The organism is Gemmobacter serpentinus (genome assembly GCF_008973825.1).
GTDB classification, from domain to species: domain Bacteria; phylum Pseudomonadota; class Alphaproteobacteria; order Rhodobacterales; family Rhodobacteraceae; genus Gemmobacter; species Gemmobacter serpentinus.
Window position 1 is genome coordinate 17,748 of record NZ_WCHR01000015.1, and the last position, 21,676, is coordinate 39,423.

Annotated in this window: 19 protein-coding genes and 2 pseudogenes; 4 read left to right on the forward strand and 17 right to left on the reverse strand. The window is 65.0% G+C overall.

The genetic code is table 11. The features are described from left to right. Positions 1-27: 27 nt before the first annotated feature. The 5 genes from GBJ34_RS08195 to GBJ34_RS08215 are packed head-to-tail and all read right to left on the reverse strand — an operon-like array spanning position 28 to position 5,605. Positions 28-1,350, reverse strand: a complete 1,323-nt coding sequence (locus tag GBJ34_RS08195; RefSeq protein WP_151718805.1) for a S49 family peptidase — start codon at positions 1,348-1,350, stop codon at positions 28-30. Then, complete coding sequence (locus tag GBJ34_RS08200) at positions 1,350-2,855, reverse strand: phage portal protein (protein ID WP_151718785.1); 1,506 nt, start codon at positions 2,853-2,855, stop codon at positions 1,350-1,352. The genes GBJ34_RS08195 and GBJ34_RS08200 overlap by 1 nt, the downstream gene beginning before the upstream one ends. Before the next feature lie 2 nt (positions 2,856-2,857). Next, entirely contained in the window at positions 2,858-3,070 is a 213-nt protein-coding gene (locus GBJ34_RS08205) for a phage head-tail joining protein (protein ID WP_151718786.1), read from the reverse strand. Further along, entirely contained in the window at positions 3,070-5,121 is a 2,052-nt protein-coding gene (locus tag GBJ34_RS08210; protein ID WP_151718787.1) for a phage terminase large subunit family protein, read from the reverse strand. Before GBJ34_RS08210 ends, GBJ34_RS08205 begins: the two co-directional genes overlap by 1 nt. After that, positions 5,069-5,605, reverse strand: coding sequence for a hypothetical protein (locus tag GBJ34_RS08215; RefSeq protein WP_151718788.1), 537 nt, complete (start codon positions 5,603-5,605; stop codon positions 5,069-5,071). The genes GBJ34_RS08210 and GBJ34_RS08215 overlap by 53 nt, the downstream gene beginning before the upstream one ends. A 134-nt stretch (positions 5,606-5,739) precedes the next feature. Between GBJ34_RS08215 and GBJ34_RS08220 the strand changes: the two genes are divergently transcribed. From GBJ34_RS08220 to GBJ34_RS08230, 3 genes are all read left to right on the forward strand, one after another. Continuing rightward, positions 5,740-5,955, forward strand: coding sequence for a hypothetical protein (locus GBJ34_RS08220; RefSeq protein WP_151718789.1), 216 nt, complete (start codon positions 5,740-5,742; stop codon positions 5,953-5,955). 111 nt (positions 5,956-6,066) lie between these two features. Next, positions 6,067-6,294 (forward strand): hypothetical protein, encoded by a 228-nt coding sequence (locus GBJ34_RS08225; protein WP_151718790.1) that lies wholly within the window; start codon positions 6,067-6,069, stop codon positions 6,292-6,294. A 95-nt stretch (positions 6,295-6,389) separates the two neighbouring features. Next, positions 6,390-6,950, forward strand: coding sequence for a DUF3489 domain-containing protein (locus tag GBJ34_RS08230; RefSeq protein ID WP_151718791.1), 561 nt, complete (start codon positions 6,390-6,392; stop codon positions 6,948-6,950). Positions 6,951-6,964: 14 nt separating this feature from the next. Here GBJ34_RS08230 and GBJ34_RS08235 read toward each other — a convergent pair whose 3' ends face one another. The 12 genes and pseudogenes from GBJ34_RS08235 to GBJ34_RS20760 all read right to left on the reverse strand — a co-directional run. Then, entirely contained in the window at positions 6,965-7,345 is a 381-nt protein-coding gene (locus GBJ34_RS08235) for an HNH endonuclease (RefSeq protein ID WP_192931148.1), read from the reverse strand. 228 nt (positions 7,346-7,573) lie between these two features. Continuing rightward, positions 7,574-7,783 (reverse strand): DUF7220 family protein, encoded by a 210-nt coding sequence (locus GBJ34_RS08240; protein ID WP_151718793.1) that lies wholly within the window; start codon positions 7,781-7,783, stop codon positions 7,574-7,576. Beyond that, positions 7,780-9,153 carry a site-specific DNA-methyltransferase gene (locus tag GBJ34_RS08245; RefSeq protein ID WP_151718794.1) on the reverse strand — a complete coding sequence of 458 codons (1,374 nt, stop codon included), beginning with the start codon at positions 9,151-9,153 and terminating at the stop codon, positions 7,780-7,782. Before GBJ34_RS08245 ends, GBJ34_RS08240 begins: the two co-directional genes overlap by 4 nt. Further along, complete coding sequence (locus tag GBJ34_RS08250; RefSeq protein ID WP_151718795.1) at positions 9,150-10,412, reverse strand: site-specific DNA-methyltransferase; 1,263 nt, start codon at positions 10,410-10,412, stop codon at positions 9,150-9,152. The genes GBJ34_RS08245 and GBJ34_RS08250 overlap by 4 nt, the downstream gene beginning before the upstream one ends. A 427-nt stretch (positions 10,413-10,839) precedes the next feature. Then, entirely contained in the window at positions 10,840-11,817 is a 978-nt protein-coding gene (locus GBJ34_RS08255; protein WP_151718796.1) for a hypothetical protein, read from the reverse strand. A 73-nt stretch (positions 11,818-11,890) separates the two neighbouring features. Next, positions 11,891-15,022, reverse strand: a complete 3,132-nt coding sequence (locus tag GBJ34_RS08260) for a type I restriction endonuclease subunit R (protein ID WP_151718797.1) — start codon at positions 15,020-15,022, stop codon at positions 11,891-11,893. 45 nt (positions 15,023-15,067) lie between these two features. Continuing rightward, a complete protein-coding gene (locus tag GBJ34_RS08265; RefSeq protein WP_151718798.1) occupies positions 15,068-16,090 on the reverse strand; it encodes an SIR2 family protein in 1,023 nt (340 codons plus the stop codon). Between the two features lie 2 nt (positions 16,091-16,092). Next, on the reverse strand, positions 16,093-17,409 hold the full coding sequence (locus GBJ34_RS08270) for a restriction endonuclease subunit S (protein ID WP_151718799.1): 1,317 nt from the start codon (positions 17,407-17,409) through the stop codon (positions 16,093-16,095). Then, positions 17,409-18,971, reverse strand: a complete 1,563-nt coding sequence (locus tag GBJ34_RS08275; protein ID WP_151718800.1) for a class I SAM-dependent DNA methyltransferase — start codon at positions 18,969-18,971, stop codon at positions 17,409-17,411. Before GBJ34_RS08275 ends, GBJ34_RS08270 begins: the two co-directional genes overlap by 1 nt. Before the next feature lie 66 nt (positions 18,972-19,037). Next, positions 19,038-19,718: a hypothetical protein gene (locus GBJ34_RS08280; RefSeq protein ID WP_151718801.1), complete on the reverse strand. Its 681-nt coding sequence runs from the start codon at positions 19,716-19,718 to the stop codon at positions 19,038-19,040. Beyond that, positions 19,715-20,287 carry a DNA methyltransferase gene (locus GBJ34_RS20755; RefSeq protein WP_226341093.1) on the reverse strand — a complete coding sequence of 191 codons (573 nt, stop codon included), beginning with the start codon at positions 20,285-20,287 and terminating at the stop codon, positions 19,715-19,717. Before GBJ34_RS20755 ends, GBJ34_RS08280 begins: the two co-directional genes overlap by 4 nt. Before the next feature lie 55 nt (positions 20,288-20,342). Continuing rightward, positions 20,343-20,798 (reverse strand): annotated as a pseudogene (locus GBJ34_RS20760) (DNA cytosine methyltransferase); the annotation flags it as partial. A 47-nt stretch (positions 20,799-20,845) separates the two neighbouring features. Here GBJ34_RS20760 and GBJ34_RS08290 point away from each other — a divergent pair. After that, positions 20,846-21,469, forward strand: a pseudogene (locus GBJ34_RS08290) (site-specific integrase); the annotation flags it as partial. Positions 21,470-21,676 lie beyond the last annotated feature (207 nt).

The following is a 21,676-nucleotide window of genomic DNA, read 5'->3' on the forward strand; positions in this document are numbered from 1 at the left end:
GACTGTCGCCGGTGGCCAGCGCCAATGTCAGCGCGAGGCGGCGGCCGATTTCTTCGCGGCCGCCACGATGGGGCTTTCCTTCGCGCCCGCCGCCGGGGCGGTTGCGATGATGCCCGCGGCATCGCTGCGCGCGGCGAGATCGGCCAGCACCTTGGCGCGCAGGGCCTCGGGTTTCACGCCCTTGGCCACGGCATCGGCGGCATCGATCTGGACGCCGAGACGCGCGGCCTGCGCGCAGACCTGAGCGACCTCGGCCGCCTCGGCCCGGATCGCTTGGGGCGACATGTCGGCCGCCGCGGTTTGCGGCGGCGCGCTTGCCGCGGGCGGGGCCGGTTCCGGCGGGGTGCTTGCGGCAGGCGCGGGCACAGGCTGCGCATGATCTTCGGGGGCGGTGGTCATCATCGGGCCCTTTCCCTTGGGGTTGGATGTGAGGGTGGATGTGCCGCGGGGTGCGGCGGCGAAAGCGCGGAAGGCGGTGACGGGATCGGCCACCTCGTCGGCGAGACCGGCGAAGACCGCCGCCTCTCCGCGGAAAACGGCGGCCTCGGTGCCCAGCGCGCGTAGGGTGTCGAGGCGGCGGCCGCGCCCTTCGGCGACGGTTTCGGCGAAGAGCTGGCGCAGGTCCTCCAATTCGCCCCCGATCCGGGCGCGGACGGCCTCGGGCAGGGGCTGATACGGGTTCGCATCGACCTTGCGGGCGCCTGCATGGATCAGCGTCACGGCGATGCCCTTCTGGTCGAGCGCCCCGCTCATATCGCTGTGCATGGCGACGACACCGATGCTGCCAACGGCGCCGGTGCGGGGCAGGATGATCCGGTCAGCCTGGGAGGCAAGCGCATAGGCGGCCGAGAGGGCGTGATCCGCGACGAAAGCCTGCACGGGTTTGACCTGACGAGCCGCGCGGATGCGGTCGGCGAGGTCGAACGCGCCCGCCACTTCGCCGCCGAAGCTGTCGATGTCGAGGGCGATGCCGCGAATGGCAGGGTCGGACAGCGCCGCCTGAAGCTGGGCGGCAATGCCCTCGTAGGAGGTCAGGCCGGAGGATTGCCCGATCCAGGCACCGCGATGGACCAGCGTGCCCGCGATCTCGATGACGGCGATCCCGTCCACCACAGCGAATGGCTGGCCACCATTCCGAGCCTGGCGGTTGGTCAGATCATCACCGAACAACGACGCCCGGACGGTCATGCTGGCGGCCTCCCGCGCTTCGGCGGCGATTTCGACCCCCTCGACGCTGATTTCTCTGCCGGTGATCCGTGGGTCAAGCCCGGTCAGGAAGGCCAGCGCCTTGGCGGGATCGACCATCAGGGGCGTGTTGAAGACGCGCTGGGCGATCTGGGTGTGATGCATCATCCCTCCTCCGCGGTCCGAGGTTCCCGGTCCTCGCCGTCGTCGTTCTCGCGCTGGTCCTCTTTGTCAGGGTCAGTTTTTCCGCCCTGATCCTCGCTGCCGCCGCCCGCCGCCTGCGCGGGCGATCCGGGCCGCCGGAAGTCGAGACCCAGCGCGGCCTCGCGCTTGCGTTCCGCGGCGATCTCGCGGTCGACCTGTTCTGCGTCGTAGCCGCGCTCCGCGATGGCCTGCGTGCGGGACTTCAGCCCCGCTTCGATCTGCAGGATCTCGGCCGCGGCATCCTTTGCGGGGTCGATCCAGTCCCATTTCGTGGGGAGCCAGTCGCAAGCAAGGTATTGCCGCCGCTCCGTCGCATAACCCGTTAGATCAATGGCACCGACCAGCACCGCCATGTCCATCCAGCGCATCCAGACGGCGCGGCAGAGCTGATAGACCATGACAGAATGCTGGAAGGCCGAGATGCGGCGGCGGAAGTCCACCAGCGCGATCCGGGTGTTCGAGAAGTTGCCCTTCGCCGTGTCGCCAGTCAGATAGCCATAGGGCACGCCCAGCGCCGCGCCGATCTGCAACAGCGTGCGGTACTGGAAGGGCTCATAGGTGGACCCTGAGTCCGGGGTGGACGGCGTGGTGACATCCTCGCCGGGGTCCAGCCTCACCACCTGGCCCGGCTCCACCTCGAGATCGTCCTCGGCCGGATCGAGGGCGGTTTCCGGGGCGGGCGACGTGATGAACATCGCGAACATCGCGGCGGTCTTCTTCCGCTCCAGTTCCGCATCGTCATAGAGGTCGAGCGTGAAGAGTTTCACCACCGCCGCCGCAAAGCGCGACACCCCGCGCAGCTGGCCCGCCTCGACGGGGTCGAGGATGTGAATCACCTCGGAGGCGGGCACGCGCACCGTCTCTCCCGCCATCCCCTGATCGGTCATGTCGCCCGGATGACGGCGCAGGAAGTGGTAGGCCACGCGGCGTCCGATCCCGTCGAACTCGATCCCCTGTCGAATTGAACCCGCGCCGGGCAGGATGCGCGTCATGTCTTGGGGCAGCATTTCTGAGGGCAGCATCTGCAGCTGCATCGGCACGGTCAGCCCGTCCTCCGGCCGTCGCGTCCGGATGCGCAGGAACACTTCACCCGCCAGGAACACCTCCCGCGCGGCCCGGCGCTGCAGGCCGAAGAAGTCGGTCAGACCCTCGGCATCGGCCTCGTCGGTCCAGGCGAGCCAGAGCTTCTGCAACTCCTCCTTCTTCGCAGCCTCTGCGATCTTCGACGAAGGCTTGATGCCGTCGCCGACGACATGGTTCGCGAAGGCGTCGACAGCGTTCGCGGCGTAGCCATTGTTCCTGACCAGCCAGCGCGCCCGGGCGGTGATCGTCTCGCCCGAGGCGGCGATCAGCGTGTTCACATGCGCCCGCGTGGCCCGGAACCCGCGCATGCGGCGGTGGGACTGCGCGGCGTCGAAGCCACCGATGATGGACCCGAGCCGCGCGCGGAAGGCATCCAGCACCATGGTCACAGACCCTTCGTGGCGACCGTGCCCCAGCGGCGGCGGCGTGGCGTGGCCGAAGCCGCTGCAACCCGTGCCTCGAGATCGCGAACGGCCGTCGCCAGTTCGGCGTCCGAGCCATAGGTCACGGTCTTGCCGTCGTAGCTGACGCTGCGCAGCCCGGCGAAGCGGGCTTCCTGCAGCGCGGTCAGCAGGGCCTGCATGCGTTCCAGGTCCATCAGTCCCTCATGAAGTTCGGGGTGTAGGCCCGCCGTTTCCGGCGCGGCGTGGTCAGGGTTCCGGCCTTGGGCTGGGTCGGATCGGGTGGTGTGGCGTCCGTCGCGACCGCCGCAGGCATGCGCGTTTCCACGCCCGCCTGTGCCTCGAGCCGCCGCCAGGTGGCCTCGTCCCATCGGTCGGCGCCGAGGATCCACGCGGCAGCGCGGGCATAGACCCGGCAGTCCAGCGCCTCGTTCCGCTCGCGCATCTTCTGCCATTCCTGATGGGCATAGCCGCGCTTGTTGCGGATCGTGACCAGCTGTTCTGCCACCAGCTGCTTCAGCCATTCGGTGTCGGCCCAGCCAGGGATGTGCATGGTCCCCGGCGCATCGAGGATGCCCATCGCCCGGTCTTCGTCCGAGGGGCGTTCGATCCGCAGGAACCGGTAGGTCTCTGCTTTGAACGTTGCCGTGGCCACCGACCAGAGCCGCGCGCCGCGGCGCAGGCGTTTCCCGCCGATGGTCGCATCGACATAGGTCGGGCCAGAAACCGGGGCGGCCCGGTTGAAGCCCTCAAGCCCCTTCAGGGGCGCGACCTGTTCAAACCCGACCTTGCGAGACCACGCATAGACGGCCGCGGCCTCGTAGCCGGTATCAATGCCAAGCCGCGCCACGGTCATGAAGGCGCCGTTGGCATGTTGCCACGACCGGCCGAGCAGGGCCGTCAGCTTGTCCCAAGCGGCGGGGTCGTCAGGCCCGCCCGGAATGACGATGTGATCGACGAGCCAGCTTTCCATGCCCCGGCCCCAGGCCCAGATATCGACTTCGATCCGGTCCCTCTGCACATCGGCCCCGGCGGTCAGGAACAGCCCCGCCATCGGCACCGTGCCCGGCTTCCAGGCCTCGCGCCGATCCGCCAACCGTTGCCATTCCGGCGCGTCGCCCGACTCGACCCATGTCTCGCCCAGAAGCGTGTTGCGCGCCGCGCGCAGTGTCTCGTCCGATCCTTGGGCCGCGAGCCATTCCCGCGCGACGTCGGACCAGCTTTTCCACCCGAGCGGCGAATAGAGCGCCGAGAGGTGGAAGCCGATGGCCTTCGGATCCCTGGAAACCGCCGTCGCCCGCCATTCGCCGCGGGCGAGCATCTCGGTCTTGTGGTGCTCGGCGATGGCCCTTTCGCAACCCTCGCAATGGTAGGCGGCGGTGTCCGGCTTCCCCTTCGCCCAGCGCAGCCTGTTGAATTGCAGCCATTGCATCGCCCCGCAATGCGGACAGGGGACGAAGTAGCGCCGCTGGTCCGATGCCTCGAACTCGCGCTCGATCCGGCTCAGCCCACGGATCGTGGGCGTCGAGACCATGAACACCTTGCGCCGGTGCGAGAAGGTGGTGGTTCGGGCCTCAGCCAGCGTGACCGGATCGCCCTCCTCGTCGGCCGAGGCGGGATAGGCATCGACCTCGTCCAGAAACACGTAGCGCGCAGGCATCGACCGCAGGCCGGTGGCGCTGTTCGCCCCGGTCAGCACCAGGATGCCGCCGGGAAATTCCTTCGACAGCATCGAATTGCCCGCATCCCGCGACCGTGCCGGGTTCACCCGTTCGCGCAGCACCGGGCTGTCCGCAATCAGCGGATCAAGACGGCCGCGCGATGTGCGCTTGGCCAGTTCGAGGCTCGGCAGCACCGCCAGCATCGGCCCCGGGGCGTGATGGATCACGAAGCCGATCCAGTTGTTCCCGGCCTCGGTCGCGCCCACCTGCGCCGCCTTCATGAAGGTGATGCGCTGGGCGGGATGACCGGGCGAGAGCGCATCCATGATCTCGCGCAGGTAGGGGGCACGGGCGGTGCGATAGCGCCCCGGCTCCGCCGCGCCCCGCGAGGACAGCCAGCGATGCTGATCCGCCCATTCCGATACCGTCAGGTTCGGATCGGGGCGCAGGCCTTGCCGCCAGACCCGGAGCAGGTCTTCAGCGCCGTCAAAGCCGAGATCGAGACCCGCGGTCAGGTCGTTGTCGTCATCCTCATCATGCAAGCGAGACCCGGAGGTCGGCGAGGGCGTCGAGCTGTTCGCGGACATGGGCTTCCAGCACCCTCTGCATGATCGCGGTCTCGATCGTCACCGATGCCCCGGATTGCCGTTCCACCTCCGCCATGATCTGCGCCGCCATCAGTGCGGCCACCCGTCCGGGCCAGGTGACCCAGACATCCCGTTCCTGCCGTGCCAGGCGAAACACCAGCGTTTCCGCCCGCGCACGGTCGACCAGCGTGCCCTTCTTCTTCTGCACCGCCAGCTGGCGTTCCTGAGCCGCATAGACTGTGAGTGCCGTGCGGGCCTTGATGTACGATGTCGTGTCCCCGGGGCCGCTGGCCAGCCCATCGCCACCAAGAGACCGGCGTTGCTGGTCGGGGTCCGTCATTTCCGCCCGCCGCACGTCCGAGGCCGCGGCGTTGATCGACCCGTCGTCATGGACCACCAACCGCCCGTTCTTGCGCGCCTTCTGCACCCCGCCGCGCGACAGGCCGGAATGGGCCGCGTACTCGCGTTCGCTCATGCCTTTCATGGCGCTGAGATACCTATCAAGATATTGAAAATAAACAGGAAAAGACAATCATTCCCGTTGATTGTCTCCGCCTCTGGAGCGATTCTGTCGTCCATCAGCAGGCCGCATCGCGCCGATCCCAGGAGGGCTTCACCATGACTACGACCACCATCCGCATCGACTACTCCACCCTTCCGGAGGGCTTCGATCTGAGCCGCCCGGACGCCATCGCCGAGGTCATCGAGCAGGCGCTCCGCGAGAGCGGGATCCCGGCCGAGGCGTCTGACGTCCTGTCGCACCTCAAGATCGAACTGCCGACCGCCCAGCTGGGTGCCGCCAGCCACACGCTGGCCGAGATGCGGCTGATCTGACCGGAGCGATCAGAAGGCACTGATATTGCTCCGATTTGCCTACGATCATTCGCCCGACAGAGCGATGGTGTTCGCACCAGAACGATGCAACTCACCGAAGGATGCCCCGCCATGACCACCCGCCGCGCCACCGACAATTCCAAAGCCCTCGACGCCTTCATCGCCGCGAAGGCCGAGATCGACACCATGCTTGAGCGCCTGAAGGCCCTTAGCGACGACCACTTCGAGGCCCACCCCGACGAGATCCATTGGGGGCACGTCGGGGCGCTGAAGCACTACGCGGGCCTGCTGCGCCAGATCACCGACAGCGCCTTCAAGGAAGGCGAACACGCCGCCTGACGCGCCCACACGGCGCGACGGCCGCCCCGTCCGACGACGGGGCTTGCCTCCGTAGAAGGCACGCACACCGCGCGCCCACAGCCACGGAGGCCCCGATGACCACCCCGTCCGACACCCAGACTATGATCCTGTCCCGCGCCGCGACCCGGCCCGGCAACCTCGCCCTGCCGCTGCCCGAGGGGCTGGTCGGCGCCGCGGCCAAGATGGTCGTCGGCAAGATGATTGCCCGCGGCTGGCTCGAGGAGGTCGAGGCCAACCTGCGCCGCAGCGAGCCGATGTGGCGCGAGACCGGCGACGGCCACGGCACCACGCTGATCGCCACTGAGGCCGGGCTGGAGGCCATCGGGATCGAGCCAGTGGTGGCCAGCGCCGTCGCCAATGTGCGGAAGGCGAGGCCGCAGCCGGAACCGGTGCAGATGCCCTGCGACAGCGAAACCGTGAAACCCGTCGCCATCCGCGCTGGCACAAAGCAGGCGCAGATCATCGCCATGCTCCAGCGCCCCGAGGGAGCGACGGTCGCCGAGATTGTCGCGGCGACCGGATGGTTGGCGCACACGGTCAGGGGCTCGATCTCAGGTGCCCTGAAGAAGAAGCTGGGCCTGCCCATCGCAACGGAGAAGGTCGAGGGCAGGGGGACGGTATACAAGCTGCCCTGATCAGGATTGCAGCATCAGACCCTTCTGGCACCCGAACCCGGGCCGACAGTGTTGCTGATGTCTCTCAGTTGCGCGGCCAGCCATTTCCCATTTGCCATCCTCTCTCGGACTCGGGCGCGATGGATGTCCGGGGAGGGTGGCTCCTTCCTGTGATGCCGCCTTGTGTTGCAGTACCAGCAGGCGGCGACGATGTTCGCGGCCACGTTGGCACCGCCGTCAGAGCGGGGGTGCAGATGCTCTGCCGTGCAGCGGAGGTACTTCCGCATGGCTGGTGCCCGGCAGATTTCCGGCTCGGCATTATCCAGCTCCGGATCCCACATCGGCAGGTCGCAGTAATAGCACCGGCCGCCCTGCGCCAGCATCTTGGTTCGACGAATATTCGACAGCTTTCCCATCCAAGGGGTCTCCATTCAACTTCGTGAGAAGCGAATGCGCGGCGCCTTGGAGGGGCGCTCCCCGGCGGGAAGCTTATGCTCGCGCGAGACCCGATCGTTCGTGGTTCTGCAGTCCGTACAACGATGCCGTCAGGGTTTTCACTGCCGACCTGAGAGGGCTTATGCCGCCGTCAAAGCTCAATTCTGAGCCTTCGTTTGGGCAAGCGGTAGAGAACTGCGGATTACCCGTCAACGGAATCTCTCGAACAGCCTGCGCAACACATATCCTCGCACCAGCGAAATGGCTGTGAAGGCAAGCCCGATTGACAGCTGATCGCCCAGCGCGATGTGAATGCCGAAGACGGGAAACACCACGATCTGCATTCCGACGGCGAGGGTATAGCCGACGATCACGTTGGTTGCGGCCTCGACCAACGACATGCGGCGGGACTGGGTCATGCGCGCTTTCTCGACCGGCGCGCAGGCTTTGTCGCCGCCTCGGCTCCCTTGACCCGGCTGGCTGTCCGCCCCGTCGCCATCTCCCACCGCCGCACCGCGACGTCGCAGTAGACCGGGTCCAGTTCCATCGCGCAGCAGCGCCGTCCGGTGCGTTCGGCGGCGATCAGCTGGGTTCCGGAGCCGCAGAAGGGTTCGAACACCAGGTCGCCGGGATCGGTGAAGGCCTCCAGCACCGCCTCGACCAGCGCCACGGGGAACACGGCCGGGTGGGATCCGGCGGCGCCCAAGCCCCCTTTGTGGCGCATGATCCGGAAGATGCTGTCCGGGATGCGATGGCTCTGGATCGCGTTGCCGGTGCCGGTCTTGCGATGGACCGTGCCGTCGGCCCCGCGCAGTCCGCCGCCACCGAGGGTTTCGCCTGCGTGCTTGCTCTCGACCGTCTTGTTCGGCTTCCGGGGATGGCGGTTGAAGTGGAAGATGAACTCGTGCGAGGGCGCGAGGCGGCCGTTCCAGTCGCCGGGCAGGCCCGGCCCTTGGTCCCACACATACCAGCCAAACCGCCGCCAGCCCTGCGCACGCATCCAATCGAGCCAGCCCTCCCAATACGGAACCCACTCGCCATCGCGATGGACGAGGCCGAGGTTCACCAGCAGCTGGGAATCGGTATTGACCGGCGCTGTGGCGAAGACACCCTGCATCAGCGCATCCCAATCACCGACCTTCTCCTTCGCCGCGCCATAGTCGCGCTGCTGGGCGTAGGGCGGGGAGGTGAACATCAGCGCTGCCTGCGCCCCGCCCATCAGCCGCGCCACCACGGCCGGGTCGGTCGCATCGCCGCAGATCAGCCGATGCTCGCCCAGCGCCCAGATATCGCCGGGGCGGGTGATCGGGTCAGCCGGAGCGTCAGGGATGGTGTCGGCGGTGTCGTCATCGATGGGCGCGCGGTCGTCGGCATCGTGCAGCAGCGCGTCCAGCTCGTCCTCGGGGATGCCCATCAGCCCGAGGTCGAAATCCTCGGCCATAAGGCCCCGCAGTTCCTCGAGCAGTAGCGCCTCGTCCCACCCGCTCAGTTCGGTCAGCTTGTTGTCGGCGATGCGATAGGCCCGGCGCTGCGCTTCGGTCAGATGGCCCAGAACGATGACCGGAGCCTCGACCAGCCCGAGCTGGACTGCGGCCAGGACGCGGCCATGGCCCGCGATCAGCTCGCCATCGGCAGCGACGAGGCAGGGCACGGTCCAGCCGAACTCGGCCATGCTGGCGGCGATCTTCGCCACCTGGTCGGCATCGTGGGTCTTGGCATTCCGCGCATAGGGGCGGAGGCGGGACAGCGGCCAATGCTCTATGCGGCCAGGCAAGAGTGGCGCATTCATGCCGCGAGCCGCTTGGCCTTGAGGGCGGCGAAACTCTCGCCGGTCTCCGCCAGCACGGCCTCCTGACCCGTGAACGACTGCCAGCGCTCGATGGCCACGTCGACATAGGCCGGGTTCAACTCGATCCCGAAGCAGACCCGGCCCGTGGTTTCGGCCGCGATCAGTGTGGTGCCGGATCCCATGAAGGGTTCATACACCGCCTGGCCGGGGCTGGAATTGTTCAGGATCGGCCGTCGCATGCATTCGACCGGCTTCTGGGTGCCGTGCACGGTGTCGGCATCCTGATCCCGGTTGGCGATCTGCCACAGCGTCGTCTGCTTGCGGTCCCCCGCCCAGTGACCCTTGCCCTTGGCGCGCACCGCATACCAGCAGGGTTCGTGCTGCCAGTGGTAATCGCCCCGGCTGAGCACCAGCCGGTCCTTGGCCCAGATGATCTGCGACCGGATGGCGAAACCCGCGGCGGTCAGGCTGTCCGCCACGGTCGCGGCATGCAGCGCGCCGTGCCAGACATAGGCCACGTCGCCGGGGAACAGCGCCCATGCCTCGCGCCAGTCGGCCCGGTCGTCGTTCAGCACCTTTCCGGTGCGTTTCGTCTTGGCCGCGCCCGCCTGATTGCGCCAGGAGGGATCGTATTCTACGCCATAGGGCGGGTCGGTCACCATCAGCAGGGGGCGCAGATCCCCGAGCAGCCGCCCCACCACATCCGCCGCCGTGCTGTCACCGCAGATCAGGCGGTGCGCGCCCAGCTGCCAGAGTTCGCCCGGCACCGACACCGGCGTGACCGGAAGCTCCGGAACATCGTCCTCGCCCTCGACCGGACCATCGCCGCCCAGCGCCTCGGGATCCCGCAGCAGCGCATCCAGATCGTCGTCACTGATGCCCAAGAGCGTCAGGTCGAAATCCTCGGCCAGCAGCCCCGCGATCTCGTCGCGCAGCATCGCCTCGTCCCATTCGCCCAGTTCGGTCAGCTTGTTGTCGGCGATCCGGTAGGCCCGGCGTTCCGCCTCGTCGAGATGGCTGAGCCGGATCACCGGTACCTCGGTCAGCCCGAGCATGGTCGCCGCCAGCACCCTGCCATGGCCTGCAATCAGCTCGCCGTCGTCGGCGACCATGCAGGGGACGGTCCAGCCGAATTTGGCCATGCTGGCGGCGATCTTCGCCACCTGGTCGTCGCCATGCATTTTGGCATTGCGGGCATATGGGCGCAGCCGGGCAATCGGCCAGGACTCTACCTGGCTCGGCGCGAAGACGAGGTCCATGGGATGTGGCTCGGGATGTGGGGAGGGAAATGAAAAGCGCCCGCGAGGGGTGTCCTCCGGGCGCAATTCTTCGATGATCGAGGGGTAGGTCAATGGGGGCAGGTCTGTCAAGCCGAAAAGTGAAGCGGATTCAACGGCTTCTGAAGAATTGGCTTCCCGAGGTGGCTTCTGGCCACCTGACTTCCCCGGAGGTGGCTTCCCTGGCTTCCCGCCGGGAATCCACCCCGGCCAGCTCCCGATTCCGCAAGCCGCTGATCTGACTCACGAATTCCGGCATAAGGTCGCAAGGTGGCTTCCGCCTGGCTTCCCCGGTGAAACTGCCTCACGCTAGCGAACCGCCGCGCTGCGCCCCCCCGCATACGTTCGGGGCCAGGGAGGAACCAGAGGAGGGGGGATGCCGAAACCTAGCCTTCGACCTGCAAACCGGTCAAAACGGAATCTCGTCCGGCAACGCGTCGAGCTTTGGCAGGGCTTTCTCCGGGAGGGGAATATTGTAGGTGACATAAAGGTTCAGGATGTCTTCACGGTCCATGAACATGATCTGGCTGCGCTTTGAGGCATCGAGCTTTCCTCCCAGCCAATTGCGCGCTTGCTTGGTAATGATGCCACCGGCAACGATAAAGGCATGGTCGACAAGGGCCTTTTTGCTCGTCTCCGGATCGAATATCTCATGCCCCAGCATCATCAAGACCTGCTGATATATCTCGGCAATATTGGCATTCGATCCCTTCGTCATCCCGGCTGAGTCAAGCTTTCCCTTCTTCGCCTGAATGCCAAAGTACAGGACGTGCTGGGTGGGCAGGACAAAGCGCATCCAAACATCCTTGCCATACTCGAGGGCCTTGTCAGCGTGACCAGCGGCTGTCAGTCGGTGGAAACCAAGTTGCCGGAACAGTGGCAAAAGGATTTCTTCTATCAGCTCATCTTCGCTGCACGTGTCGAGATAGGCGTTCAGCTGTCTCTTACGCTCCGCTTCTTTGGGGGTTAAGGGGCGATGGGGATTGGTCGCCGTGGACACTGTCTTGCTACCGACGTGGCGAATCTGCAGCGTCCGATCCTCATCGTAGTAGGCTTGATAGCCCTCCCTGGTCAGCGGCTCGTTCAGCGATGCCAACGCTTTGCTTCGGTCTAGGTCATCGTCCTCTGCCTCCCGAGGGTCCATTAGCGTCCGGAGCAAAGCGACAAAGCGCGTCGGCAGCTGAAAGGCGGCGGGTTGGGGTTCTTCCAAAAGCTCTTCGAGGCGCTGGGAAGTCCAGATCGCTCGCGTGCTCCCATCGTGAACGAAGTCGAGATCGCACTCTTCAAAAAACTTGGTGATATAAAAGCTAGATCGACGTGGAAAATGCTCAGCATCCCCAATGACCATTTCGGCGATTGCGCGAAGGTTGCGTGGTTTGAATTTCATGCAGCCGACCTTCTCAGACGTTCAGCAGTTTCGATTGCAGGTCAGTTTTCCCCCTTTGCACAATGAATTCATATCACCTCGAAATTTCCGATAGCATCGCCTCAGCCTGAGCAAGCACGCCCCTTACAGCGGCCTCTTCGAGGTCTGGTGGATAACCGTACTTCCGCAGGATGCGCTTGACGAGGACCCTCAGACGCGCCCTGGCGCTGTCGCGGTGCGCCCAGTCGATGCTGACGTTGGCCTTGAGTCCCGTCAGCAGTTCATGGGCGATGACTTTCAGCTGGTTGTTGCCGAGCACGTCAACCGCACTCTGGTTGTCGGCCAGCGCATCGTAGAAGGCGACCTCTTCTGGTGTGAGCCCGGCCTCTTCACCGCGACTTCGTGCGTCGCGAACGTCTTTGGCTAGTGCGATCAGCTCCTGAAGAACCTCTACCGTGCTGATGGCGTTGGTGTGATAGCGCGCGATAGCTTCTTCCAGCCGTTCCGAGAACTTCCGGGTCTCGATGACGTTGGAACGGCTCCGAGACCGGATCTCGTCGTTCAGCAGCTTCTTCAGGGCCTCGAGTGCGAGGTTCTTCTTATCCATCTGGCCAACTTCGGCCAGGAAATCGTCCGACAGGATTGAAATGTCGGGTGACGACAGCCCGGCTGCAGACAAGATGTCCACAATCTCGGTCGAGGCGACAGCGTCATTGACGATCTGGCGGATCGCGAGGTCGCGGTCAGCGGCCGAACGGCCGGACGTGTCGGCCGCCTTGACCATGGCCGCGCGCACCGTCTGGAAGAAGCCAACCTCGTCGCGAACTCCGCGGGCCGTGTCGCTGGCCGAGCAAAGTGCGAACGCCTTGGAGAGTGCCAGAACTGCATCCGGATATCGGCGATGCGCTGCCTTCTTGGCCTCCTTGTCGGTTTCGCGCTGTGCGGCTTCGTCCTGTCTGGCCAGAACCCAGTTTAGCGCCTCGGCCAGCGCGACAAGTCGTTGGTGCGGGGTGCCGGTCAATCCGGCCGAGTAGTTGAAGCCGTGGAACATGGCACGCACGACATCCAGGCGTTCCAAAAGAGCTGCGACCGCTTCGCCCTCGTCGATCCCGGCCTGTTCCTGGTCCGCTTTGGAATACTGGCCCAGCGCCGACTTCAGATTCTGGGCGATCCCGATGTAGTCGACGATTAGCCCGGCAGGCTTGTCGCGGAATACGCGGTTCACTCGGGCGATGGCCTGCATCAGCCCATGGCCCCGCATCGGCTTGTCGATGTACATCGTGTGCATCGACGGGCTGTCGAAGCCGGTCAGCCACATGTCCCGCACGATCACCAGCTTCAGCGGGTCTTTCGGGTCCTTCGCGCGCTTGGCCAGCAGGTCGCGCCGGGCCTTGCTGCCAATATGGGGCTGCCAAGCCTCGGGGTCCGAGGCTGACCCGGTCATCACGATCTTTACCAGCCCGGCGCTGTCGTTGTCCGAATGCCAGTCGGGACGCAGCGCGACGATCTGGTTGTAGAGGTCGACACAGATGCGTCGGCTCATGCAGACGACCATGGCCTTCCCGTCCATCGCCTGCACCCGCGCCTCGAAATGGGCGACGAGGTCCTCTGCGACCATGCGCAGCCGCTTCTCGGCCCCGACCAGCGCCTCGACGGTCGACCACTTCCGCTTGAGCCGTTCCTGCTCGCTGACGGCCTCGTCCTCGGTAAGTTCCTCGATCTCGGCGTCGACCTTCGGCTTTTCCTCGTCGGGCAGCTCGATCCGTGCGAGGCGGCTCTCGTAGTAGATAGGCACCGTCGCCCCGTCCTCGACGGCGCGGCTGATGTCGTAGACGTCGATGTAATGGCCGAACACGGCGGGCGTGTTCACGTCGTCCTGTTCGATCGGCGTGCCGGTGAAGCCGATGAAGGACGCATTGGGCAGCGCGTCGCGCAGGTGCTTGGCGAAGCCGTAGGCGATCTCGCCGGTCTTCTCGATCCGTGCCTTGAAGCCGTACTGGCTGCGGTGGGCCTCGTCCGCGATGACAACGACGTTTCGCCGATCGGTCAGCAGCGGATAGGCCTCGCCCTTCTCGGGCGCGAACTTCTGGATTGTGGTGAACACCACCCCGCCCGAGGCACGGGACAGCGCCTTCTGAAGGTCCTCGCGGCTGTCCGCCTGAACCGGCGTCTGGCGTATCAGGTCGCGGCACATAGAAAACGTGGCAAAAAGCTGGTCGTCTAGGTCGTTTCGGTCAGTAATCACCACGATTGTCGGGTTTTCCATCGCTGGATCACGCACTAGCTGACCCGCATAGAAGGCCATGAGCAGGCTCTTGCCCGACCCTTGCGTATGCCAGATCACTCCCGCCTTGCGGTCGCCGCCTGACCGGCTAGCCTCGACGGTGCTGGCGACCGCGCGCTTCACTGCGTGGAACTGATGATAGCCCGCGAGGATCTTCGCGAGCCCGTTTGACGTGTCGCCGAACACCGTGAAGTCCTGCATCAGCGACAAAAGGCGCGGCCGCGCAAACACACCCTCAATGAGGACCGGCATTTCTGGCGCACCCTTGGGCGCAACTTCGGCGCCATCGGTTGTGCGCCAAGGCATGAAGCGTTCCAGATCCGCTGTGAGCGAACCGATGCGGGCTTGGATGCCATCGGTCGTGACCAGCACGGCATTGACGCGAAACAGCGACGGGATCTGTGCCTTGTAGGTCTGCAACTGGTTGAACGCTGCAGCAAGCGTCGCGTTCTCTGCCCCTGGTTTCTTGACCTCAATAACGCCGACAGGCAGCCCGTTCAGGAACACTACAACATCCGGGCGGCGGTTGTTGCCGTTCTCGATCACCGTGAACTGCGCAATCGCCAGCCAGTTGTTCAGACCATCCTCCGGGTCCACCAACCGCACGGCATCGCCGCGGATCGTGCCATCCTCGGCCCGGTACTCCACCGGCACGCCTTCGACCAGAAAGCGGTGCAGACGGCGGTTCTCTTCGATGAGCGAGGGGCGATCTGAAGCAACAACCCGCCGCAGGGCATCTTCGCGTGCATCGTCAGGGATTTGTGGGTTAAGCCGAGCGATGGCATCTCGGAGTCGGCCTGCCAAAATGGTGTCGGAATAGGCCTCCCGCTCAGGGGCATGGCCATCGGGACCCGAGACAGCATCATTGAGGCAAGAGTAGCCCAACTGAAGGAGTTGATCGAGAAGGACGCCTTCGATTTCGGCTTCGCTCAAGGTGGTCATTTGATCCCTCCCTTTCCGGAAACTCCCAATGAAAGTCTGCAGGGATCAATCATGAAACCCACCTTCCATCAGGGAGATCAACAGATCTTCGATGGCTTGGTCATGGTTCTCGGGCGGATACCAGATTGGGTGAATATCTGCTGCGCCGAGTTCAGTGCGCCGTGCCTCCCGATCCAAGCCCTCGGTTAGAGGCAAAAACGCGAAGTGCCTCGGAGTTGCAACGCGCGCGGCAGCCTTCAGTTCGACAAGAGCCGCAATTGTGCGGTCAATGTTGAGACTGCATCCAAGAAAAAGCAGGCTTGTGCTGTTGATGGTGTCGCGCAGAATATCTCGATAGAGTCCCTCTGCACCATAACTGGCTTCATATTCGGCTCGAGTAAGTACGCGACCTATCGCCGTATCAGCCTCGCCGTGCAGTCGAAGAAGGCAATGAGGTTGATCGCCTATTCGCCTCGGGGCTTCACCCAGATAAGCGCCCGCCAGCTCGAGCCTGAACCGGTTCCCCGCGGTGTTGTAAACTTCGTTCAGCACGTAGTCGAAATTCGTTGTAACTGCCCCCCTCCGAAACACAAAGGGTAGCAGCTGAACCGGGCCCGAGATTCTCCTGCGGTGTCCAAAAGTGCTCTGAACTGCTTCGTCAAAGATCGCGGCCCCCATTCGGTCCAGCATCAGCTGGGCGGCTTCTTCGTACCGCCAGGCAGCAAGATGCGCGTCGAGTTCTGGGCGGCAAGCGGCATAGTCTGCGGTCAGCGTACGCAAGAAGTCTCCCCAAAGGGGGTAACCGGTCGACCGAGACAGCCCTGCACCCACAAAAGGCATGACGCGCTCTTGTGCGCATCTGGCGGACAACCAGTTGAATCGCTCCAGGCAACCGTACTCCTTGAGGAATTCCCGAGCACGATCCTTTGCGGCATCCTTGACGCCTTCCAGCCAGTCGACGAAGTGGGCATCGAACAGTTCAGGGGCCATGGCTTTGAACACGTCCACGCTTGGCCATTCGAAGGTTCGGATCTTCACCGGACCTTCATCGTTCAACTCATCGATGAACCGTTGACGAAAATACTCCATGCTCAGCTTGCCATCTCTTCCAGCTGAATCTGGATCTCTCCAGACATGAGACGCGGCAGCAAAAGGTCGCGGGTCTGAGCCAGGGTTCGAGATTCGCGTTCATTCTTGGCGATGCGCTCGTAGAGCGGCTTCGCTATGGCATCGAAAGCATTGAGCATCGGCTCTGGTGCGATCACTACGGGCAGCGGGCGGAAGTTGCCTTTGCTGATCTCCTGGAAGGTTGAGCCGTTCGCTTTGGCGAGGATCGCTTCCATGTTTTCCAGCGTCCAGAGCCAGGCAAAGACGTTGGACACCCGCTTGTCGCAGACCATCCCGATGAAACCCTGATTGATCGCCACCGGCACCTCGGCGATGGCGAGGTAGCCAATCGGCGCGCGGGACGACAGCAGGAGCGACCCCACGGGTAACTGGCCCGAACTGATCTTCGCAAGGCCTGCGGCGCTGATCGTCCGCGAGGTTTCAAGCAAGATGGGCGCGGCAAGGGCGGACAGATCCTTCGGTGTGGCCCAGTTGATGCCGCCGTCCCAAAGGTCCGGTTCCTTGGTGCTGGGGGTCGAGCCGCCGACAACGCGCACCTCTTCACCGATCGACGAAACCTCCCACCCCTCCGGCTTGCCATCGGCGTCCAGGCGGTCGGGGAAGAGGGACCAGAGGTCGGTGGAGAGGTAGGGGGCGCGACCTTCCATCCTGGCGCGGGTGGGGCCGAAGTCGACGAACCAGTCGCGGAACAGCGCCCGCGCCATGGCCTCCAGCGTGGCGTTCATCTTCCGGTTCAGCTCGATCTTGTCATCCAGCGCCCCGAGGGTGGCGGCAATGGCGCGTTGTTCGGGGAGGGGAGGCAAGGAAAGTAGGTAGCTCTCGGCAAACTGGGTGTATTGAAACCGGGCAACGCCAGTGTGCTGAACGTGGTAAGGCATCATCCGGCGGGAGTGGTATTCGTCTTGGAGCTTCCAGAACAGGAATTGCGGGTCAACGCGGTTCGGGTCAGGACGCAAAAATCGCGCAAAACTGGCGCAGACCAAAGGAAACTCAGCGGCGCCGACTACCGAAGCCGGAATGAAAACAGACCGTCCGGTAGGTTGGTCTTTCGTTCCTCCTGCGGTTTCAATCAAGGTGTCACCAACGGCGATGGTTTTTCGCTTTAGAATGTCACTTCGGATATATCGCAAAGGCAGCCTGTCGAGATTTCCCACTCGGACGCGCTCAAAATCCGTCCCGCGCACGACAAGCGCCGGTGAGCAACCCTCCGTGGGTTCCCCGTTCCCCCATTCGCCGTCACGGGTGAATGTCAGGAGATCGGCAAGAAGCGCTTCTTGCATCACACCCCAACCCCCGCCAGCCGCGCCCGGATGGTTGCCGTCAGCTCCTCCGCCTCTGCAAACTGCGCCTCCAGTTGCGCCTGCAATGTCGCGAAGCGCTCAGCAAAGGGCGTCTCGTCTTCCTCCGCCGCTTCGGCCCCCACATAGCGGCCCGGGGTCAGGACGTGGCCGTGGGACCGGATTTCCTCAAGGCTCGCCGATTTGCAGAAGCCCGGCACGTCGGCGTAACCCTCACCCAGCCGCCAGGCGTGATAGGTCTCGGCGATCTGCGCGATGTCGGCGTCGGAGAACTCCTTCCGCGTCCGGTCCACCATGAAGCCCAGCTTGCGCGCATCGATGAACAGCACCTCGCCGCGACGGTCACGCAGCTTGCGGTCACGCGCGATGCCGTTCGACTTGTCCTTGGCCAGAAACCACAGGCAGGCCGGGATCTGGGTGGAATAGAACAGTTGCCCCGGCAGGGCGATCATGCAATCGACCACCTCGCCTTCGATCATGGCGCGGCGCATCTCGCCTTCGCCCGACTGGGTGGAGGACATCGAGCCATTGGCCAGCACCACCCCTGCCGTGCCGGTGGGCGACAGGTGATGCAGGATGTGCTGCAACCAGGCGAAGTTCGCGTTGCCCGCGGGGGGAATCCCGTATTTCCAGCGGGCATCCTCGCGCAACCGTTCGCCGCCCCAGTCCGAGATGTTGAAGGGCGGGTTGGCCAGGATCACGTCGGCGCGCAGGTCGGGCAGTTCGTTCTTGTGGAAGGTGCCTTCCGAGTTCCAGCGGATATCGGCGTCGATCCCGCGCACGGCAAGGTTCATCTTGCACAGCCGCCAGGTGGTGTAGTTGGATTCCTGCCCGTAGATGGCGATGTCGCCCAGACGGCCGCCGTGGGCCTCGACGAACTTCTCCGACTGCACGAACATGCCGCCCGACCCGCAGCAGGGGTCATAGACGCGGCCCTTGTAGGGTTCCAGCATCTCGACCATGGTGCGCACGACCGAGCGGGGGGTGTAGAACTCGCCACCGCGCTTACCCTCGCTGCCCGCGAACTGGCCGAGGAAGTATTCATAGACCCGGCCCAGCAGATCGCGCGACTTGTCCTTGCCCTCGCCCAGCGCGATTCCCGAGATCAGGTCGATCAGTTCGCCCAGCATGACAGCGTTCAGGGCCGGGCGGCCATAGTCCTTTGGCAAGACGCCTTTGAGGTTTTCGTTGTCCTTCTCGATGGCGATCATCGCTTCATCGATCATCTTTCCGATCGAGGGCAGCTTGGCGTTTGCTTGAAGATGAGACCAACGTGCCGTCGGAGGCACCCAGAAGATGTTTTCCGCAGCGTACTCGTCCCGGTCTTCTGAGGGTTTCACCCTAGTCCCTTGCGGCACCTCCGCATCTTCCGGCAAGAGTTCCAGGCGCTTGGCCTCGAATGCATCCGAGATGTATTTGAGAAAGAGCAGGCCGAGGGCGACGTGCTTGTAATCCGACGGCTCCATGTTGCCGCGCAGCTTGTCCGCAGCTTTGAAAAGGGCGGCTTCTATGCCAAGGTCCGAGCCGTTGTCGATTGATGCCATTGTGAAATCTGCCCCCTGGTAAGTCTTTTTCAGACGGTATTTCAGCCAGAGGGCGAAATCCAGCCGCTAACAGCGGCTTGGTAGGGTTCTTTCCCACGGCCGTGCCTTCGGCATGGCATCCGTCACCTCGACCTCGCGCAGCATCCCACCCGCGATCAGCCCCTCGCGCACCCAGCCCAGTGCCTGCCACCAGTCGTCATAGCCGCGCCGGGCGGCCTCGATCTGATGGGGATGGGGAGAGAAGGTGACCGGGCAGGCCAGGATGTCGATGGTCTTCCATGTGGCGCGCGCGCCCGCTCCCCGCACCCGGATGCGTTCGGTGCCCACGACGATGGCGCCCGCATGCGTCCCATGCTGGTTCTGTTTCACGATGGTCGGCACGCAGCGCGGGACGGCGCCGGGCATCCAGTCCGGGGTCAGCCCAGTGCGGGCCAGTTCGGCGACGCGGATCGCCATGCGCTTGCCGCCGAGGCTGTCAGGGATCCCGGCGACGGCGGCGGCGATCACCTCGGCATCCTCGTGGGTGTAGCCGCCGATCTTGTGCTGGCCGCCGTCGATCTTGCAGCCCAGCACGGCCCGTTGCAGCAGGACGTATTCCAGGCCGAAGCCGAACCCTTCCTCGGTGACGTCCGGGGGCAGGGGCAGCTCGAGCTGCGCCTGTTCGATCCGGAACGCCCATTCAAGGGCGGCCTGCACGCCCACCGCGCGCTTGATCCTGGTGCCGCTGACGCGGCCGTGGAAAGTCATGGCTGCAATCCTTCAAGGAAATCCATCTGCGCCGGGCGCTGGGCGGCATCTGTTGGCCGCCAGATCCACGGGCCCGAGGCCATGGGCAGCTGCGAGAGCGCGCCACGCATGTGCTGCTGCCAGAGGGTGAACTCCGTTGCCGAGCAGGCGCAGAGCGCGTGCCCCATGGGCCAGCCCATCAGCCATCCTACAAAGAGCGGGTTCAGCCGCCGCCGCGACCGGCCCTTCAGGATCCGCCGCGAGACGACGCGCCCATGCGAGGCAATCATCGAAGCCCAGAGCGGGCGCGAGATCGGGGCGTGTGGCAAGGACCGCGGCCCATCCGGCAAGGTCGGCTGGGCCGGGCGGGTGAAGCCCTGCTCCGCCCGGTAATGCAGCAGGTCCATCCGAGACTTGCCGTCGATGCGGATGATGCTCGCTTCCGAACTGCCCTTCCAGTTCTGGGCGGCCGGGGTCGGCCAGTGGTTCGGCAGGGCCTTTGCGATGCCCAGCGCAAGCGCCTCGGCCTTCCGGGTAAAGTCGCTGTTCCCGGCCGGGTTGTAGCGGCCGGTACCGGGGTGCAGGCTCATCGGTGTGGGCCAGGATGAAGATCCGCAGCCGCTCGTGCGGTGCGCCGACCTCTGCCGCCGAGAACAGGCCCGCCGCAGGCGTGTAGCCCAATCCCCAAAGCTCTCGCAGGACGGTTTCAAGGCCGAGGGTGACATGCCCGGCGACGTTTTCGAGGAAGACCCATTCCGGGCGACATTCGCCGATGGCGCGCGCAACGTCGGGCCACAGGTAGCGGGGATCGTCGGCGCCGCCACGCTTTCCGGCCGCGCTGAAGGGCTGGCAAGGGTATCCGGCGAGGATGGCGTCAAAGGCGCCGCGGAAGGGCCGTGCATCGAAGCTGCGCAGATCGGTCCAGATAGGGGCCGGGGCGAAGTAGCCCGCGCGCTGGGCGGCGACGAGGACGGCGCGAGGCCAGTCCTCCCACTCGACGAAGGCGCGGGTGTGATATCCGGGTTCGGCGAGCATGAGGCCCAGATCAAGGCCTCCGCCGCCTGCGCAGAGGGACAACCCGTGCCGGGGACGTGACACCATGCCATTCACCGCACCCCGCGCTCGCGCAGGCGTTCGGCCGTGACCACCGCCGCACCGAGACGCCGCGCGAACGCTTCCTCTCCAAGGACGAGATCGCCAAGCTTGCCGCCGCGCTGGAAGCCGCCGAGGATCGGCGCGCGGCCGACATCATCCGCATGTGCATGCTGACCGGCGCCCGGCTGGGCGAGGTGCGGCAGTCCCGGTTCGAGCAGTTCAACCTCGAGCACATGAGCTGGTCGAAGCCGCCCACCATGACGAAACAGCGCCGCGCCCATCGCGTGCCGATCTCGGACGAAACCGCCGCCATCGTGCGCCAGCGGCAGCTGCTGGTGCCGAAAGGATCGCCGTGGCTCTTCCCCGGCGACACTCCCGGCCAGCCGGTGCAGGAGGTGCGCCGCTTCTGGGCGCAGCTCCAGAAGCAGTGCGGATTGCAGGACGTCCGGATTCACGACCTGCGCCACACATTCGCATCGCTTCTGGTCAGTGGCGGGGCTTCGCTGGAAATGATCGGCAAGCTCTTGGGTCACAGCCAGATGCAGACGACCCTGCGTTATGCCCACCTGATGGATTCGCCCCTGCGCGCCGGGGTCGACGCCGTGGCCAGCGCCTTCCGGCCGAAGCCCCGGCTGGTCCATGACGTCGACGATCAGGGCGGTCGGAAGACCGCCTGATCCGGGCCAGCGCGGACACTGACCATCACGACTCCTCCCGCCGCAACGCCCTCCATATTGGCGTGATCCTCCGCCGGATCGAGCGGCTGTCGGGCATCTTCTTGCCGTCCGACGGCTTTGTTGCAGAAGTCCCCAGGGAGCAGGATTCACACGGGGAATCCATGGGGTTAATGGTCTGAGATGACGAGACCTGATCCTGCCCGCTAT